Source organism: Microbacterium sp. ANT_H45B, from assembly GCF_008369345.1.
In the GTDB taxonomy this organism is placed as follows: Bacteria; Actinomycetota; Actinomycetes; order Actinomycetales; family Microbacteriaceae; genus Microbacterium.
Genome location: NZ_VOBK01000003.1, coordinates 492,934 through 510,011, shown reverse-complemented (window position 1 = coordinate 510,011; position 17,078 = coordinate 492,934). Strand labels below are relative to the sequence as shown.

The following is a 17,078-nucleotide window of genomic DNA, read 5'->3' as shown; positions in this document are numbered from 1 at the left end:
TCGGCAGGGGCCAGGCGTCGGGCCTGGGGTCAGGCGTCAGGCCTGGGCGGGTAGAGGACGTCCATCAGGCCCTCGATGATCCCGGGCATGTCGACGTCGGGGTCGATCATCCACTGCAGCTGAAGTCCGTCGGCGACCGCCTGGATCACCCGCGCCATCGACTCCGGATCGAGCGTCCGGTGACGCTCGGGGTCCTCCTCGAAGGCGCCGGCGATGCTCTCGCGGATCTTCGCGCTGCGCTCCAGGAAGTACCGATGCGCGGGATGCTCGGGGTCGGCGGCGTCGACGGCCAGTCGGGAGAAGAGCTCGACCACCCCGGGGACCTCGGCGTTGCGGCGGATGACGTCGATGAACGCGGACTTCGCCTGATCGGGGGGAAGGGATCCCGGATCCATCCCGTCGTGCTCGTCGCGTGTGCGGAGCACGGCGGTGAAGAGCTCCTCCTTGCTGCCGAAGTAGTGCAGGAGAGCGGCGGGGGTGACGCCGACGACCTCGGCGATCTGCTTGAGAGAGGCGTTCTGATACCCGCGGCGTCCGATGACGTCGAGAGCGCTCTCGAGGATCTCCTCGCGTCTGGCGACGCCCTTCGCGTATGAACCTCGTCGTGCCATCCTCCGAGACTAATCCTGAATGACGTTTGAAATCCAATACCTACTCGCATATAGTTTTCGCAAGACACTGCTGTCTCCTGCGAAAGGAACACCATGACCGAGCCCTCGGCCTCCGACCTCACGCTCGACGAGAAGGCCTCGCTCACCAGCGGCGCCGACTTCTGGACCACGAAGGCGATAGATCGGATCGGGCTCCCGTCGATCATGATGACCGACGGTCCCCACGGGCTGCGCAAGCAGGCGGGTGGCACCGATCACCTCGGCCTCTCCAGCAGCGTGCCGGCGACCTGCTTCCCTCCCGCCGTGGGGATCGGGTCGACCTTCGATCCGCAGATCATCGAGCGGGTCGGCGCGGCCATCGGCATCGAGGCGGCGATCGAGGACGTGGCGGTCGTGCTCGGCCCCGGCATCAACATCAAGCGCTCACCGCTGTGCGGTCGCAACTTCGAGTACTTCTCCGAGGACCCCCTCGTCTCCGGCATCCTCGGGGCCGCCTCGGTGCGCGGCGTGCAGTCGCAGGGCGTCGGCACCTCGCTCAAGCACTTCGCCGCCAACAACCAGGAGTTCGATCGCATGCGCGCGAGCTCCGACATCGATCCGCGTCCGCTGCACGAGATCTACCTCCGCGGGTTCGAGCGGGTCGTCACGGAGGCGCAGCCGTGGACGGTCATGTGCTCCTACAACCGGATCAACGGCGTGTACGCCTCGGAGGACCCGTGGCTGCTCACCCGCGTCCTGCGCGAGGACTGGGGCTTCGACGGTCTCGTCGTCTCCGACTGGGGCGCGGTCAACGATCGCGTCGCGGGCGTCGCCGCAGGGCTCGATCTCGAGATGCCGTCCTCCGGAGGTCGCACCGACGCGCAGCTCGTCGCGGCCGTCCGCGCAGGTGAGCTGTCGGAGAGCGTGCTCGACACCGCGGCGGATCGCGCGATCGACCTGGTGCGCAAGGCCGCGCAGCGACCCTCGGTCTCGGGACCGCTCGACGTCGAGGCGCACCACGAGCTCGCGCGAGAGGCCGCCGGGCGGTCGATCGTGCTGTTGAAGAACGACGACGACCTGCTGCCGCTCGACCCGAGCACGCGCATCGCCGTGATCGGCGCCTTCGCCACGGAGCCGCGGTTCCAGGGCGCCGGGTCGTCGCTGATCAACCCGACCAGGGTCGACAGGGCGCTCGACGAGCTGCGTGCCGTCGCGGGCGACACCGTGTCATATGCGGCGGGCTTCGGCGTCGAGGGCGGGGCGATCGCGGCATCCGGTCGCACCGCCGAGGACCTGCGCGATGAGGCGGTGGCCGCGGCCTCGGCCGCCGACGTCGCCGTCGTCTTCCTCGGACTCCCGGCCGCCGAGGAGTCCGAGGGCTTCGACCGCGAGCACATCCACCTTCCGGCCGCGCAGCTCGCGGTGCTGGATGCCGTGATCGAGGCGAACCCGGCGACCGTCGTCGTCCTCTCCAACGGCGGTGTGGTCGCGCTGCCGTTCGCCGACCGCGTTCCGGCGATCCTCGAGACCTGGCTGCTGGGACAGGCCGGTGGCGGCGCGGTCGCCGACGTGCTGTTCGGCACGGTGAGCCCGTCGGGCAAGCTCACCGAGACGGTGCCGGTGCGGCTCGAGGACAACCCGTCATTCGGCAACTTCCCCGGCGAGTTCGGCCATGTCCGCTACGGCGAGGGCGTGCTCGTCGGCTACCGCTGGTACGACGCGAAGGGGCTCGACGTCACCTTCCCGTTCGGCCACGGGCTCTCGTACACGACGTTCTCGTACGGCGACGCCGAGGTCTCGACGACGTCCGACGGCGACCTCGTGGTCACGGTCGACGTCACCAACACCGGATCCCGCGACGGGCGCGAGATCGTCCAGGTCTACGTCGCTCCCGTGGCGTCCGCCGTGCAGCGGGCTCCTCGCGAGCTCAAGGCGTTCTCGTCCGTCGCGATCGCGGCAGGGCAGACCGCGGCCGTCGAGCTCGTCGTCGCTCGTGCGGACCTGGCGTACTGGGACGTCCGCGTCGACCGCTGGATCGTGGAGCCGGGCACATATCGCATCGAGGTCGCCGCATCGAGCCGTGACATCCGTTCGTCCACGACCGTCGAGGTCGAGGGCGACGTCGTCGTGCTGCCGCTGACGATGGCTTCGTCGATCGGTGACGTCGTCGCGCACCCGGTGGCCGGGCCGATCGTGATGGGGGCGCTCGGAGGCCTGATGGGCGGGTTGAGCGGCGCGGACTCCTCGGCGGCATCGATGATGCCGAACGACGAGGCGATGGAGAAGATGATGGCGTCGTTCCCGATCGGACGCCTGATCGGGTTCCCCGGGGTCGATGTCACCTACGAGCAGATCGAGCAGCTGCTGGACGGGGCGAACGCGCAGGTCGCCTCGCAGGCCTGACCCTCGGCCCCGCGACAGGACGCCCCTCTCCATCCTCGGACGGAGAGGGGCGTCGTCACGCGGTCGGCGCGGAAGGCTGGGACGGGTCGAACGGCTCGAACGGCTCGAACGGCTCGGACGGCTGGGACGGGTCGGCGCCGAGCAGCGGCGCGAAGCGGAGGCCCAGGCCCGGGTGGGCGTTCTCGGTGAGATATCCGTCGGCGATGCGCACCGGCGAGGAGTCGACGAGGGCGCCGAGGGCGGCGAACCCGGCATCCTCGACATCTTCGACCCACAGCTCGGCTCCCGTGTCGGGCAGGGTCAGGGCGAGTTGTCCGGAGAGCTCGGGCAGCAGATGCGGATGCAGGGTCGCCCCGTGCGACGCCGCCAGCTCGGCGATGCGCAGGAACGGGGTGATGCCGCCGACGCGCACGATGTTGGGCTGCACGATCTGTGCCGCGCCGGCTCGGAGGAAGTCGTCGACGCGGTGCAGCGTGTGCAGGTTCTCGCCGACGGCGAGCGGCACGTCGATGCGCCGTGCGAGCTCGGTGTGACCGGCGAGGTCGTCGGCGCGCAGCGGTTCTTCGACCCAGGTGAGGTCGTGGCGCGACAGCGCCTCGATGGCGGTCGTCGCTGCGGTCAGATCCCATCGCTGGTTCGCATCGATCATCAGCGCACGGTCAGGACCGAGCACCTCGCGCACCGCGGCGACGCGCTCGAGGTCTTCGGCGAGGTCCGGTCTGCCGACCTTGATCTTGACGGCATCGAAGCCGGCATCGACCCATCGCTGCACCTGGGCGAGCAGTTCGTCGAGCGGATAGTGCAGGTTCACCCCGGAGCCGTAGGCGCGCACGCGTTCGCGGCGTCGGCCGATCAGTCCGGACACCGTGGTGCCTGCCGACCGCGCCTCGGCATCCCACAGCGCGAGATCGAGCCCTGCCAGCGCGATCGTCGTGACGCCTCCGCCGCCGGCCTCGTGCAGATGTTCCCACAGGTCTTGCCAGGCCTCGCCCGGAACCGCCGATCGACCGACGGACGCGGGGGCGATGTCGCGTTCGAGCAGCGCCTGCACGGCGGACGCCCCGATCTGGGGAGTCCACGCGAACCCCCACCCCTCCGCGCCGTCCGAGCGGACGACGTGGGTGGCGACGATGCCGACGGAGGTGACCTCCTCGCCCCACGGGCGCGTCAACGGCACTCGCTGCAGACGCGTCGTCAGACTCCGGATCGTGGTCACAGCAGCGCGCGTCCCGCCGCGAGGATCTCGGCGAGGCGCGCCTCCTGGGCAGGCGTCGGGTCGACGAGCGGTGCGCGCACCGACCCGACCGCGAGGCCGGAGAGCCGCAGCCCGGCCTTGATCAGGGAGACCCCGAAGCCGGGGGTCTCGTCGCGCAGCTCGACGAGAGGTCGATAGAAGCCGTCGAGCAGGGCGAGGCGCCGGGCCTCGTCTCCCTCGGCGTAGGCGCGGTGGTAGGCGTTCGCCACGTCGGGCGCCATGGCGAAGGCGGCTGACGAATAGAGGGGAACGCCGATACCGCGATACGCGCCCTGCGTGAGCTCGGCCGTGAGCAGCCCGTTGAAGAAGGCGAAGTCCGACCGGCCCTCCTCGGCGACGGCGCGGACGATCAGCTGCATCGTGCCGATGTCGCCGGTGCCGTCCTTGAAACCCACAACCTTCGGGTTCGCGACGAGTCGGCGCACTGTCTCGACCGAGTACTGCGCGCTCCCGCGGTGGTAGATGATCACGGGCAGGCTCGCTGCCTCGACGATCTGCTCGACGTAGGCGGTGAGTCCCGCCTGGGTGCCGCCGACGAGATAGGGCGGCAGCACGAGGAGTCCGTCGGCACCGGCATCCGCTGCCGCCGTCGCCACCTCGATCGCGTGGCCGAGCGGGCCACCGGCACCGGCGATCACCGGCACACGTCCGGCCACAGCGATGACCGCCGTGCGCGTGACTGCGGCCGCCTCGCTCGCCGACAGGGCGTGGAACTCGCCGGTGCCGCACGCGGGGAACACCCCGCCGGCTCCGGCCTCGACGCCGGTCGCGACGTGGGCGGCGAGCAGCTCGTGGTCGATCGTGCCGTCAGCGGTGAACGGGGTCACCGGGAAGAAGAGGATTCCATCGAAGTCCATGTCGCGCCTTTCAGGAGACGGATGCGGTGGCGGATGCGGTCGAGGAGGCGAGCTCGGTGCGCCAGCTGCGGGTCGGGTGCCAGCCGAGCAGGCGAGCGGCCTTGGCGGACGAGAAGGCGGGGGCGCTGCCGGTCAGGGCTGCGGCCGCGTGCGCGGTGCCGGGGTGGAACCGCGGCAGAAGCTCGCTCAGGGGGCGGCGGGCGAGCGCGTCGTCGGCGCCGACGAAGAAGACCTCGCCGTTCGGGATGTCGTCGAGGGCGGCGAGCAGCGTGTGGGCGAAGCCTGCCACGTCTCGGGCGTCGACGTAGTTGAACAGGGCGGGAGCCGACAGCGCCGGGTCGTTCAGTCGATCGAGCACGGTGTGGCCCTGCTGCGTCGGAGCGCCGGCCCACTCTTCCGGGGCGATCACGTAGCAGGGGCGGAACGAGGCGAAGCGCACGTCATCGCCGGTCTGACGCCGCAGCATGTCGACGGTCTGCTCGATCAGCAGCTTCGACAGGGCGTAGGCGTTCCAGGGCTCCGCGGGCGAAGCCTCATCGAGGGGAAGTCGCTCCGGCGTCCATCCGCGTGGAGCGCCGTAGCCGATCAGGGTCGGGCTGGACGCAGCGACCACCCGGTGGATGCCGGCGCGCACCGCTCCGCCGAGCACCGACTGCGCGAGGGCACCGTTGGTGCGCAGAATGACGTCTTCCGGGGCGCTGAACGGCACCGCGATCGCTGCCAGGTGGATGAGAGCGTCGGCCTTCGTCCCGGCGAGTGCCGATGCCGTGGCAACGGCATCCGTGAGATCGAGCGAGAACTGGGTGATCCCGGGGCGATCGAGGCCGTCCGTCGGCTGGCGGTCGATCGAGACGATCTCGTGCCCGGCATCGGCGAGGCCCGTCACGAGCGTGCGCCCGAGTCGGCCGGATCCGCCGGTGACGACGATCCTCATCGACGTGCCAGCAGGGCGATCCCCAGCTCGTCGACCTTCACCGGCAGCCCCGTCTCGAGTGAGCGGTTGCCGGCGATGCCGACGGCGATCGAGCGGATGCCGTCCGACCAGTCGGCCGGACGCGCGAGCGGGTCGTCGCCCGGCCCCGCGAAGACGTCCGACAGCAGCAGCTCGTCGCCGCCGCCGTGGCCGCCGTCGCTGCCGTGGATCGGCACCTCGTAGGCCTCTTCCCAGTGTCGCTGCACGAGCAGCCGTTCGCCCTCGGGGCGCACCGCTGTCGTGCCGTCGGCGCCGGCGAGGCTCGGGTCGATGTGCGGGTGCAGCCCTTCGCCGGCGAGCACGGCGCCGCGCTCGATCACCTCGAGCTCGGCGCGCCCGAGCGTGCCGTTGACGGCGACGCGGTACCCCTCCCAGGGGGAGTGGGCATTGAGCGAGTACGACATCGTCGCGCCCGACGCGTAGTCCACGACGAGGGCGAGATTGTCCTCGATCGTGATCCCCTCGCTGAAGACGTCGAGGTCGCGCCGATACCCGTCGTGCTCCTCCGCGTCGAGGTACAGGGCGGTCAGCGTCTCATCGGTGCGCAGGTCGAGCTCGAAGAGGTCCCCGTCGTCGTGGGTGCCGCGGGCCGGACGCGCGCCGAGCCCCCGTGCCGCCGCATTGTCGGCGCCGTAGAAGCGCAGCCCGCCCGATGCGAAGACGCGGGTGGGCTGCGAGCGGATCCACCAGTTGACGAGGTCGAAGTGGTGACTCGACTTGTGCACGAGCAGCCCGCCGGAGTTCTTCTTCTCGCGATGCCAGCGGCGGAAGTAGTCCGCGCCGTGATTGGTGTCGAGCATCCACGAGAAGTCCACCGACGTGACCTCCCCGATCGTGCCGTCCTGGATCACCTGGCGCAGCGCGCTGTTGCGCGGCGAGTATCGGTAGTTGAACGTGAGCACGACCTGGCGACCGGTGCGTGCGACCGCGTCCTCGATGCGGGCCGCGCTCGCCGCGTCGATCGTGAGCGGCTTCTCGACGACGACGTCGGCGCCGGCCTCGAGCGACCGGACGATCAGCTCGGCGTGCAGATCGTCGCGCGCGCAGATGATCACCCGGTCGACGTGCTCGTCGCGGATCACACTCTCGAGCTCCTCCGGAGCGGCGAGACGAGGGGCGGGTGCGCCCTCGTCGTTGATCCAGGCGGCGTGGTAGGCGGCGCGGACCGGATTCGGCTCGACGATCGCGACGAGCTCGGCGCGCTCGCTGTGCGCACCGAGGATCGCTCCGACGTACATCTGTGCGCGGACTCCGGCGCCGGCGAGTGCGTAGCGGGTCTTCGTCATGGTGATCCTCTTCGATCCAACGGCCAGGAAACGTTTTCTCGACGATATCACAGGGCGGATGTCCCGTCGGAGGATGCGGCGGTCAGAGAGCCGACGGCGGGGCCGTGCTGCCGCGCGCGATGAGCATCGGAGTCATCGTGTGCGTCGACCTCGGCGTGCCCCCGGTGAGCTGCGCGTGCATCGCGGCCCACGCGGCCGCGCCGATCTCCACGGCGGGAACCGCGGCGGTCGTGAGGGGCGGTGACGTGTAGGCGGCGAACGGGATGTCATCGAACCCGGTGATCGACAGCGCGCCGGGCACGTCGATCCGTCGCACGGTCAACGCCGAGAGCAGGCCCATCGCGACGAGGTCGTTGTACGCGATCACGGCCGTCGCCCCGCTCGCGAGAACCCGATCGGCGGCCGCGGTGCCGCTGTCGACGTCGACACCGGCGGCGATCTCCTCGACCTCCAGGCCCGCCGTTCTCGAGATCGCTGCGGCGATCGCCTCCTGTCGAGCGCGATGGGTCACGCTGCGGGTGGCGCCGGCGAGGTACACGAGGCGACGGTGACCGAGCGAGGTCAGGTGGTCGACGATGTCGCGCATGCCCACGCCGTAGTCCGCACCGACCGTCGGGGCCGCCTCCTGCGGTCCCCGGTTGATCACGACAGCGGGGGAGAGCGAGGGAAGCAGCCGTGCCAGGTCCTGTTCCGCCATGCGGGGGGCGCAGAGGATGACGCCGTCGGTGCGCAGCCGCGTGGTCCGCGCGAGGGCGTGCTCCTCGTCGAGGTCCTCGCGGGAGTCGGCTACGAGCACGTGGTACCCGTCGGCCGTCGCGGCGCGACTGAGCCCGCGCAGGATCGCCTGGAACGTCGGGTTCTCGAGGTCGGGGATCACGACGGCGACGGTCTGGGTGCGACCGAGCACCAGGCTGCGCGCCACCGGATTGGCGGTGTAGCCGAGTTCGGCGGCGGCGGCCTGGACGCGCTCCGCGAGAGCGGGGTCGACGGTCGGATTGCCGTTCATCGCCCGTGACACGGTCGACAGCGAGACCCCGGCGAGTCTCGCGACGTCGGCGATGCCGGCGCGTGATGATTCGCGTGCCATCGGCATCCCTTCGTTCCGCGTCGTTCCGCGATCGGTCGCGGCTGTCGTCATACTACGAGAAAACGTTCTACAGGGAGAGTCGCATGGTCGGAGCATCCGAAGACCGCATCGAGAAGCAGGATCGCGTCGCCCGCGTGCGGCGGGAGTTCGACGGGGCGCCGCTCGTGCTCACCTCCCACGAGTCCGTGTCGTGGTACCTCGAGGGTGTGCGCACGCACGTCTCGCTCGCGGGTCCGCCGGTCGTCGCTGTGCGTGCGGAGGAGAGCGGAGACGTGCTCTACATCGCCGACAACGAGGCCGACCGGATGATCGCCGAGGAGCTGCTGCCCGACGACGCCGCGCGGATCGTACGGGTGCCGTGGTGGATCTCGCCGGCGGTCGCCGCCGCCGATGGCGCCGGGGTGTCGGAGTTTCAGGTCGCGCCTCAGCTGCGTGCGGCGAGGGCTCGGATGCTGCCGGCAGAGCGGGCGAGATATCGGTCTCTCGGGACGGAGACGGCCGCGACGCTGACCGATGCGCTCGGTCGGGTCGGGCCCGAGCAGACCGAGCGCGCGGTCGCGGCCGTCGTCGCGGCCGAGCTCATCGCGCGGGGCATCGATCCGCTCGTCGTGCTCGTCTCGGGATCCGCGCGGGTGGGATATCGGCATCCGCTTCCGACCGCCGGCCTGCTCGGCGATCGCGCGATGATCGTGGTGTGCGGTCGCCGAGACGGGCTGATCGCGAACGCCACGCGATGGGTCGGCGCGTCCGTCGACGACGAGCCGATCCTCGGGGTCGAACGTGCGTTCCTCGATGCCTCTGTTCCCGGCGCTCGTCTCGATGGCGCCTTCGAGTCGGGAACCGCTGCGTACGCCCGTTTCGGTTTCGACGCCGACGAATGGCACCGCCATCATCAGGGAGGACCGACCGGTTACGCCGGACGCGACCCGCGTGCTACGGCATCCACGACCGATCTGCTGGTCGAGAATCAGGCGTTCGCGTGGAATCCGACCGCGCCGGGGGTCAAGGTCGAGGACACCATGCTGCGCACCGCGACGGGCTGGGAGGTGCTGACGGTCGACGAGCGCTGGCCGTCGGTCGACTACGAGGGGCTGCGGCGGCCGGTCGCGCGGGCGTACGGGGCCTGACCGGCAGGGACGGATGGCTGAAGAAAGGACGGATGGATGCCGAGATCGGGTGGTCTCGGCAGCCATCCGGGGAACGGTCAGCCATCCGGCCGGCGGGCACAGGCAGTGCGGATCAGCGCGGGTCGAAGCGCTCCGGTTCGTGCGTGGCGGCGACGAGGGCGCGCAGCTCCTCGAGAGAGGCAGGCGCCGCGCCGAGGGCACGCGCCTGTACGAGCACGTTGCCGAGGGCCGTCGCCTCGACCGGGCCGGCCAGCACGGGAAGACCTGTGCGATCGGCCGTCGCCTGGCAGAGCAGGCGGTTCAACGACCCGCCACCGACCAGATGGATGCTGTCGAGCTCGCGCCCTGACAGATCGGATGCCGTCTGCACGGCGTCCGCGAATGCCGTCGCGATCGACTCGACGATCGAGCGGGCGAACGCCGGGCGGGTCGACGGGGACGCAGAGCCGAGAAGCGCCGCGATGCGTGCGGGCATGTCTCCCGGTGCGCTGAGCGTGGGATCATTCGCGTCGAACAGCGGTACGTGGCCCGTGACCGCGGAGGCCTCGGCCAGCAGCTCGGGCAGGTCGATCGACGATCCGTCCTCCGCCTCCCAGGCGCGCACGGTCTCGCTCAGCAGCCAGAGCCCCGTCACGTTGTGCAGGAACCGGTAGCGGCCGTCGACACCGAGCTCGTGAGTGAAGTTCGCCTCGCGCGCGGCATCCGTCAGCACCGGGTCGGCCAGCTCGATGCCGACCAGACCCCAGGTGCCGCACGAGATGTACGCGGAGTGCGGCGTCGACAGGGGAGTGGCGACCACAGCGGATGCCGTGTCGTGCGAGCCGACCGCGATCACGGGCAGGTCTTTGCCGATGCGCTCAGCGAGGTCCGCACGGAGGATGCCGATCGTCTCGCCCGGATCGACGAGCGTCGGCAGGATGCTCGACGGGATGCCGAGGCGCTCGGCCAGCTCGCTGTCCCACTCGCCCGATTCGACGCCGAGCAGTCCGGTGGTCGACGCGTTCGTGCGTTCGGCGACAGCCGTTCCGGTGAGCAGGAACGCGATGAGGTCGGGGATCAGCAGGGTGGTGTCGGCGTCGGCGATGCGCGCGTCGACGCGGTACTGGTACAGCGTGTTGAACGGCAGGAACTGCAGTCCGTTCCGCTGGTACAGCTCGGCGAACGGCGCCTCGGCGTGCACCTCGGCGACCCCCCGCACGGTGCGGTCGTCGCGATAGTGGAAGGGCTCGGCGAGCAGCTCGCCGTCTTTCAGAAGGCCGTAGTCGACGGCCCAGGAGTCGATCCCGATGCTCTCGATGCCCGGCTCTCGGCGCACAGCCTCGGCGAGTCCTGAGACGACGTGCTCGTACAGAGCGCCGAAGTCCCAGTGCAGGCCGTCCTCGCGCTCGACGGGCCCGTTCGGGAACCGCGAGACGAGTTCCAGATCGAGCCGGCCGTCGCCGATCCGCCCGATCATGACGCGACCGCTGGTCGCCCCGAGGTCGACCGCGGCGACAGCGGTGACGGTCATCGGGTGCGCCCTTCGACGTGTCGCTGCGCTCCGGTTCCTGAGCGCCCTTCGTCTCGTCGCTGCGCTCCGGTTCCTGAGCGAGCGGAGCGAGACGAAGGGCGCTCAGGATCCGACGAAGGACGTCGCTGCGCTCCGGTTCCTGAGCGAGCGGAGCGAGACGAAGGGCGCTCACGATCCGACGAAGGACGTCGCTGCGCTCCGGTTCCTGAGCGCCCTTCGTCTCGTCGCTGCGCTCCTCGCTCAGGAACCGCGGAGCGAGACGAAGGGCGCTCAGGATCCGACGAAGGGCGCTCGCGCACCAGGGTGGCGATCGTCATCGCAGGAAGGCCGCGGCGACGCCGGAGTCGACCGGGATGTGCAGACCGGTGGTGCGGCTGAGCTCGGGGCCCGTCAGCACGTAGACGGCATCCGCCACGTTCTCGGGCACGACCTCGCGCTTGAGGATCGTGCGGTTGGCATAGAACTGACCGAGGTCCTCTTCGGCGACGCCGTAGGTGGCGGCGCGGTTGGCGCCCCAGCCGGAGGCGAAGATGCCCGAGCCGCGCACGACGCCGTCGGGGTTGATGCCGTTGACGCGGATGCCGTACTCGCCGAGCTCGACGGCCAGCAGCCGCACCTGGTGCGCCTGGTCGGCCTTGGTCGCCGAGTAGGCGATGTTGTTCGGACCCGCGAACACGGAGTTCTTCGACGAGATGTAGATGATGTCGCCGCCGAGCTTCTGATCGATCAGCACGCGCGCTGCGGCCTTCGACACCAGGAACGACCCCTTGGCCATGACGTCGTGCTGCAGGTCCCAGTCCTTCTCGGTGGTCTCGAGCAGCGGCTTCGACAGCGAGAGTCCGGCGTTGTTGACGACGAGGTCGACGCCGCCGAACGCGAGCACGGCGTCGTTCAGCGCGGTCTGGATCGCATCCGCATCCGCGACGTTCGCCGCGACGCCGATCGCGACGTCGGTGTTCCCGAGCTCTGCGGCGGCGGCCTGCGCCTTCTCGAGATCGAGGTCGGCGATGACGACGCAGGCGCCTTCGGCGGCGAGACGGGTGGCGATGGCCTTGCCGATGCCGCTGGCGGCACCGGTCACGAAGGCGATGCGGCCCTGGTGCGACTTCGGCTTCGGCATCCGCTGCAGCTTCGCCTCCTCCAGCGCCCAGTACTCGATGGCGAACTTCTCGGCGTCGGAGATGGGGGAGTACGTCGACAGTGCCTCGGCGCCGCGCATCACGTTGATCGCGTTGACGTAGAACTCTCCAGCGACACGGGCGGTCTGCTTGTTCGCACCGTACGAGAACATGCCGATGCCGGGCACGAGCACGATGAGCGGGTCGGCGCCGCGGATCGCGGGCGACTCGCTGGTGGCGTGGGCGTCGTAGTAGGCCTGGTAGTCGGCGCGGTACTCGGTGTGCAGCTCGTGCAGACGCACGATCTGCTCGTCGACCGATGCCGTGGCGGGCAGGTCGAGGATCAGCGGCTTGACCTTGGTGCGCAGGAAGTGGTCGGGGCAGCTGGTGCCGAGGGCTGCGAGCTCGGGAGCGCGGTCGGAGGCGAGGAAGTCGAGCACGACGTCGGAGTCGGTGAAGTGGCCGACCATCGGCTTGTCGGTCGACGCGATGCCGCGGATGGTGCCGGCGAGGGCCGCCGCGCGATCGCGGCGCTCGGCCTCGGGGAGCGCCGCGAATCCGGCACGGACGCCACCGAACGGATCGGCCGTGCCGTTCGCCTCGATGTAGGCGGCTGCGGTGTCGATGATCCACAGCGAGTTCGACTCGGCCTCTTCCGACGTGTCGCCCCACGCGGTGATGCCGTGCCCACCGAGGATCGTGCCGATCGCCTGCGGGTTCTGTGCTTTGATCGCGGCGATGTCGAGTCCGAGCTGGAAGCCGGGGCGGCGCCACGGCACCCAGACGACCCTGTCGCCGAAGATCTTCGCGGTCAGCGCTTCGCCGTCGGCGGCGGTCGCGATCGCGATGCCCGAGTCGGGGTGCAGGTGGTCGACGTGCGCGGCGTCGACGAGGCCGTGCATCGCGGTGTCGATCGACGGAGCGGCGCCGCCCTTGCCGTGCAGGCAGTAGTCGAACGCGGCGACCATCTCGTCCTCGCGGTCGAGGCCGGGGTAGACGTCGACGAGCGCGCGCATGCGGTCGAGGCGCAGCACGGCGAGCCCCTGCTCCGTCAGCGTCCCCAGGTCGCCGCCCGAGCCCTTGACCCACAGCAGCTCGACCGGCTGACCGGTGACAGGATCGGTCTCGGTGCCCTTCGCCGACGTGTTGCCGCCCGCGTAGTTGGTGTTCTTGGGGTCGGCGCCCAGACGGTTCGACCGCTCGATGAGGGCGGCGGCGGTGGGATTGGTCATGGCTGTTCCTTGTTCTCGGGAGAAGTGGCGAGGATGCGGGCGGCGAAGCGATCGATCGATGCGGTCGCACCCGGGTGTTCCGGACTGTTGAGGTGACCGTGGCGGGTGCCGGGCTCGGTCGAGATGTCGAGGTCGACGCCGGCGGACCGCAGCGAGGCGCCGAAGGCCTCGCCGGAGACGCGCAGCTCGTCGACCTCGTCGTTGATCATGATCGTGGCGGGAAAGCGCGAGAGCTGTGCGGAGGATGCCGTGCCGGGCACGGCGTAGATCTCTGCGCTCTCGACGGGGCCGCCGAGATAGTTCTCGTACATGACCCGCACCGGCTCGGGCCCGAACGTGTCGGCGTCGGGGTCGGCGTCGAGCGCCGCGCGCAGCGCGGCATCCGGGTGTCCCTGCACGGCGTGCAGGGTCGGATAGGCGAGCACGGCGAGCGCCGGAACGGGTCCCGCGCCGTGGCTCAGTCGCAGCGCGGCACCCGCGGCGAGGTTGCCGCCGGCGCTCGCTCCGCCGATCGACCAGGAGCCGCGGGCGAGATCGGAATCCACGGCCCACCGGAACGCGGCCTCGACCTCCTCGGAGGCGACGGGGTAGTGCACGCCGTCGCGCTCGGGGGCTCCGGATGCTGCGGCCCACGCCTGAGGGAACGGTGCGAGTGCGTAGTCGACCGAGACCACCACGATGCCGCGGTCGGCGAAGCTCCGCGCGACCCAGTCGGCCTCCGGCATGTCGATCTCGCCCGCGAGGAAACCGCCGCCGTGCACCCAGACGAGCCCAGGGCCCGCGGGGTTCTCCGGCTCGTACACACGCACGCGCAGCGGTCCGTGTGGTCCGTCGAGCACCTGGTCGCTCACAGCATCGTCCGTTCTGTCGGTGGGGCGTCGGGACGCGGGGATCGGCTCCCGCATCCCGACGGGTCTTGTGATGTCAGGGGGCGAGGGGTCAGGCGCCCCAGCCTGCCTGCACTCCGCCGACGCGCTCTGCGGCGATCTTCTGCTGGTAGCCCGAGTCGGCATAGGCCGCCATCGGGTCCGCGGCCAGACCGCGCGACTCGCGCCATTCGGCGAGGGCCGGGCGCACGTCGGTGTAGAAGGCGTCCATGAAGACGGCGTTCGCGGCGAGCACGTCGCCGGACCTCTGCGCCGCAGCCAGGGCGTCGCGGTCGACGAGCAGTGCGCGCGCCGTCATCTCCTGCACATTGAGCACCGAGCGGATCTGGCCGGGGATCTTGTCTTCGACGTTGTGGCACTGGTCGAGCATGAACGCCACGTCGGGGTTGTTCAGGCCGCCGCCGCGTACGACCTCGAACAGGATGCGGAACAGCTGGAACGGGTCGGCCGCCCCGACGATCAGGTCGTCGTCGGCGTAGAAGCGCGAGTTGAAGTCGAACGAGCCGAGCTTGCCGAGGCGCAGCAGCTGCATCACGATGAACTCGATGTTGGTGCCGGGGGCATGGTGGCCGGTGTCGAGGCAGACCGAGGCCTTGTCGCCGAGCGCGACGACCTGCGCGTAGGAGGTGCCCCAGTCCGGAACATCGGTGTGGTAGAACGCCGGCTCGAAGAACTTGTACTCGAGCACGAGGCGCTGCTCGTCGCCCAGGCGCGCGTAGATCGTCTGCAGCGACTCCTGCAGGCGATCCTGGCGGCCGCGCATGTCGGCCTGGCCCGGGTAGTTCGAGCCCTCGGCCAGCCAGATCTTCAGGTCGCGGCTGCCGGTGGCATCCATCACGTCGATGCAGGCGAGGTGGTGATCGATCGCCTTGCGGCGGATGGCCGCATCCTCGTGGGTCAGGGCGCCGAACTTGTAGTCGTCGTCCTGGAAGGTGTTCGAGTTGACGGTGCCGAGAGAGACGCCGAGGTCTTCCGCATAGGCCCGCAGATCGGAGAACGAGTCGACGAGATCCCACGGGATGTGCAGCGCGACCGAGGGAGCGAGCGCGGTGTACGTGTTGACCTGCGCGGCATCCGCGATCTTCTCCCAGGGGTCGCGGGGGGTGCCCGGCGTGCCGAACACCTTGAAGCGGGTGCCGGAGTTGCCGAACGCCCAGCTGGGGAGCTCGATGCCCTGCTTCTCGAGGGCGGCGAGGGTGTCGGACGAGAGGATGCTCATGAGGCGCTGCCTTCGATATCGGAGTCGGTGGGGGATGCGGGGGAGTCGCCGGCATCGGCGAGCTGGTCTTCGAGGTGGAACACCTCGGTGAGTGTGGCGGCCGCCTGGTCGGGACGACCGTCGAGCCCGATGAAGAAGCGGCCCATCTCGGCCTCCCATCGGGCGGCGACCGCGGAGTCGGCGAGGTAGGCCTGCGCCGCCTCGTCATCGTCGGTCTCGTAATAGCCGAGGAGCGTGCCGCCCTCCGCGAGGAACAGCGAATAGTTGCGGCGGCCGGCGGCGGCGATCTCAGCCAGCATCTCGGGCCACACGGGCGAGTGGCGGGCGAGGTATTCGTCGAGCAGCTCAGGGCGCACCTGCAGCTGGAACGCGACGCGGGTCATGGTCGTTCTCTCTTCATCGAGGTTTTGAATCGTTTCATGTGGCGTGGCCAAGATTAGCACGGACCGCCCGGCTGTCAAGTGACGGACGGATGGTGCGGGGGTCTGCGCGCGTCCGTCGCGACGATCAGAGGCCGGCGACCACCGCGTTGTCGAGCTCGTCGGCGTCGACGCCGGGCCGGACGGCCGCATTGGTGAGCAGTACCCAGGCGATGCCGGCGCCCGGGTGCACCCAGAATTCCGTGCCCGCCCATCCACCGTGTCCGTACACGTCGCGATCGATCAGTCCGGGGGCGCGAGAGCGCAGATTGAAGGTGAACCCCCAGTCCTGTCCGCGCTCGCGGGGGTACGGATCCAGGCGCGGGATGTCGCCGGTGAGCGGCCGCACCATCATCTCCAGCCCCGCGGGCGAGAGGATGCCGCCGCGGGAGCCTCGATGGATGCGCAGTAGCTCGGTTCCGAGGTGCAGCAGATCCTCGGCACGACCGAGCAGTCCGGCACCGGGCGCGCGGGTGGCGTGGAAGCGGTCGAGGTCGAGCCCGCCTGCGGCGGCGTCGGGTACTCCGATCGATCGCTCCGCATCGAGCGTGAGGCCGATCGCGCCGATCTCCGCCGCCCAGGCGAGCGTCCCGGCATCCCAGGGCGTTCCGGTCGCGTGCTCGACCAGTGCCGCGATGCCCTCGAAGGCCAGTGTCGAGTAGCGCGAGGCGGATCCCGCCGCGAAGTCCCGCCCTCGGGTGAGCAGCTCCTGGCGCAGAGGCAGCGCCGTGTCGAGTGGGGGCTCGGCGATGCCCGACGTGTGCGAGGCGAGATGCCACAGGCGCACGATGTCGTCGCGGGCGCCCCCGAATTCCGGCAGCGCATCGGTGAGCGGGGTGTTCGGCGTGAGCAGCCCGCGCTCGATGGCACGCGCCGCGGTGATGCCCGTGAGCGCCTTGGTGATCGAGAAGAGCGGGTAGACCGCATCGGTCGCCGCCCCGAAGCCCTCGAGGTCGACGATCCCGTCGGCGGTGGCCATGCCGAGCACGGCCGTGGGCAGGCGCTCGGCCTGCACGTGGCGGCGGGCCCAGGCGAATGCGGCGTCGAAGGTCATGAGTGCGCTCCCGCGGTTCTGGCCGTCGCACTTTCCCGGCGACGGTTCGGACTCTACGATA

14 protein-coding genes are annotated in these 17,078 nt (G+C 70.3%); 2 read left to right on the top strand and 12 right to left on the bottom strand.

Annotation, left to right across the window (positions count from 1 at the left end):
• Positions 1-29: 29 nt before the first annotated feature.
• A complete protein-coding gene (locus FQ142_RS14550) occupies positions 30-611 on the bottom strand; it encodes a TetR/AcrR family transcriptional regulator (RefSeq protein ID WP_149423870.1) in 582 nt (193 codons plus the stop codon).
• 93 nt (positions 612-704) lie between these two features.
• On the opposite strand from FQ142_RS14550, the gene FQ142_RS14545 reads away from it, so the two are divergent.
• On the top strand, positions 705-2,993 hold the full coding sequence (locus tag FQ142_RS14545; RefSeq protein WP_149423869.1) for a glycoside hydrolase family 3 C-terminal domain-containing protein: 2,289 nt from the start codon (positions 705-707) through the stop codon (positions 2,991-2,993).
• A gap of 55 nt (positions 2,994-3,048) precedes the next feature.
• Here the strand turns inward: FQ142_RS14545 and FQ142_RS14540 are convergent, their stop codons facing one another.
• The 5 genes from FQ142_RS14540 to FQ142_RS14520 form a co-directional block, all read right to left on the bottom strand.
• A complete protein-coding gene (locus tag FQ142_RS14540; protein WP_262492165.1) occupies positions 3,049-4,209 on the bottom strand; it encodes a mandelate racemase/muconate lactonizing enzyme family protein in 1,161 nt (386 codons plus the stop codon).
• Positions 4,206-5,105 (bottom strand): 5-dehydro-4-deoxyglucarate dehydratase, encoded by a 900-nt coding sequence (locus tag FQ142_RS14535; protein ID WP_149423868.1) that lies wholly within the window; start codon positions 5,103-5,105, stop codon positions 4,206-4,208. Before FQ142_RS14535 ends, FQ142_RS14540 begins: the two co-directional genes overlap by 4 nt.
• 10 nt (positions 5,106-5,115) lie before the next feature.
• Entirely contained in the window at positions 5,116-6,039 is a 924-nt protein-coding gene (locus FQ142_RS14530; RefSeq protein ID WP_149423867.1) for an NAD-dependent epimerase/dehydratase family protein, read from the bottom strand.
• On the bottom strand, positions 6,036-7,364 hold the full coding sequence (locus FQ142_RS14525; RefSeq protein ID WP_149423866.1) for a Gfo/Idh/MocA family protein: 1,329 nt from the start codon (positions 7,362-7,364) through the stop codon (positions 6,036-6,038). The genes FQ142_RS14530 and FQ142_RS14525 overlap by 4 nt, the downstream gene beginning before the upstream one ends.
• Before the next feature lie 82 nt (positions 7,365-7,446).
• The gene (locus FQ142_RS14520; protein WP_149423865.1) at positions 7,447-8,451 is read right to left on the bottom strand and encodes a LacI family DNA-binding transcriptional regulator; all 1,005 of its coding nucleotides are present in this window, start codon (positions 8,449-8,451) and stop codon (positions 7,447-7,449) included.
• 83 nt (positions 8,452-8,534) lie between these two features.
• Between FQ142_RS14520 and FQ142_RS14515 the strand changes: the two genes are divergently transcribed.
• Complete coding sequence (locus tag FQ142_RS14515; protein ID WP_262492164.1) at positions 8,535-9,578, top strand: M24 family metallopeptidase; 1,044 nt, start codon at positions 8,535-8,537, stop codon at positions 9,576-9,578.
• A gap of 112 nt (positions 9,579-9,690) precedes the next feature.
• Here FQ142_RS14515 and FQ142_RS14510 read toward each other — a convergent pair whose 3' ends face one another.
• The 6 genes from FQ142_RS14510 to FQ142_RS14485 form a co-directional block, all read right to left on the bottom strand.
• Positions 9,691-11,088: a rhamnulokinase gene (locus FQ142_RS14510; protein ID WP_149423864.1), complete on the bottom strand. Its 1,398-nt coding sequence runs from the start codon at positions 11,086-11,088 to the stop codon at positions 9,691-9,693.
• A 313-nt stretch (positions 11,089-11,401) separates the two neighbouring features.
• Complete coding sequence (locus tag FQ142_RS14505) at positions 11,402-13,438, bottom strand: bifunctional aldolase/short-chain dehydrogenase (RefSeq protein WP_149423863.1); 2,037 nt, start codon at positions 13,436-13,438, stop codon at positions 11,402-11,404.
• The gene (locus FQ142_RS14500; RefSeq protein WP_262492163.1) at positions 13,435-14,289 is read right to left on the bottom strand and encodes an alpha/beta hydrolase; all 855 of its coding nucleotides are present in this window, start codon (positions 14,287-14,289) and stop codon (positions 13,435-13,437) included. The genes FQ142_RS14505 and FQ142_RS14500 overlap by 4 nt, the downstream gene beginning before the upstream one ends.
• Before the next feature lie 88 nt (positions 14,290-14,377).
• On the bottom strand, positions 14,378-15,544 hold the full coding sequence (gene rhaI, locus FQ142_RS14495) for an L-rhamnose isomerase (protein WP_149423861.1): 1,167 nt from the start codon (positions 15,542-15,544) through the stop codon (positions 14,378-14,380).
• Positions 15,541-15,927 (bottom strand): L-rhamnose mutarotase, encoded by a 387-nt coding sequence (locus FQ142_RS14490; protein ID WP_149423860.1) that lies wholly within the window; start codon positions 15,925-15,927, stop codon positions 15,541-15,543. The genes rhaI and FQ142_RS14490 overlap by 4 nt, the downstream gene beginning before the upstream one ends.
• A gap of 124 nt (positions 15,928-16,051) precedes the next feature.
• The gene (locus FQ142_RS14485; RefSeq protein WP_149423859.1) at positions 16,052-17,017 is read right to left on the bottom strand and encodes a serine hydrolase domain-containing protein; all 966 of its coding nucleotides are present in this window, start codon (positions 17,015-17,017) and stop codon (positions 16,052-16,054) included.
• Positions 17,018-17,078: the final 61 nt, after the last annotated feature.

Excerpts from the sequence above, each read along its gene's own strand:
- FQ142_RS14485 (WP_149423859.1), bottom strand. The coding sequence starts at position 17,017 with ATGACCTTCGACGCCGCATTCGCCTGGGCCCGCCGCCACGTGCAGGCC.
- FQ142_RS14505 (WP_149423863.1), bottom strand. The coding sequence starts at position 13,438 with ATGACCAATCCCACCGCCGCCGCCCTCATCGAGCGGTCGAACCGTCTG.
- FQ142_RS14515 (WP_262492164.1), top strand. The coding sequence starts at position 8,535 with ATGGTCGGAGCATCCGAAGACCGCATCGAGAAGCAGGATCGCGTCGCC.
- FQ142_RS14525 (WP_149423866.1), bottom strand. The coding sequence starts at position 7,364 with ATGACGAAGACCCGCTACGCACTCGCCGGCGCCGGAGTCCGCGCACAG.
- rhaI (WP_149423861.1), bottom strand. The coding sequence starts at position 15,544 with ATGAGCATCCTCTCGTCCGACACCCTCGCCGCCCTCGAGAAGCAGGGC.
- FQ142_RS14550 (WP_149423870.1), bottom strand. The coding sequence starts at position 611 with ATGGCACGACGAGGTTCATACGCGAAGGGCGTCGCCAGACGCGAGGAG.
- FQ142_RS14510 (WP_149423864.1), bottom strand. The coding sequence starts at position 11,088 with ATGACCGTCACCGCTGTCGCCGCGGTCGACCTCGGGGCGACCAGCGGT.
- FQ142_RS14545 (WP_149423869.1), top strand. The coding sequence starts at position 705 with ATGACCGAGCCCTCGGCCTCCGACCTCACGCTCGACGAGAAGGCCTCG.
- FQ142_RS14520 (WP_149423865.1), bottom strand. The coding sequence starts at position 8,451 with ATGGCACGCGAATCATCACGCGCCGGCATCGCCGACGTCGCGAGACTC.
- FQ142_RS14490 (WP_149423860.1), bottom strand. The coding sequence starts at position 15,927 with ATGACCCGCGTCGCGTTCCAGCTGCAGGTGCGCCCTGAGCTGCTCGAC.
- FQ142_RS14530 (WP_149423867.1), bottom strand. The coding sequence starts at position 6,039 with ATGAGGATCGTCGTCACCGGCGGATCCGGCCGACTCGGGCGCACGCTC.
- FQ142_RS14535 (WP_149423868.1), bottom strand. The coding sequence starts at position 5,105 with ATGGACTTCGATGGAATCCTCTTCTTCCCGGTGACCCCGTTCACCGCT.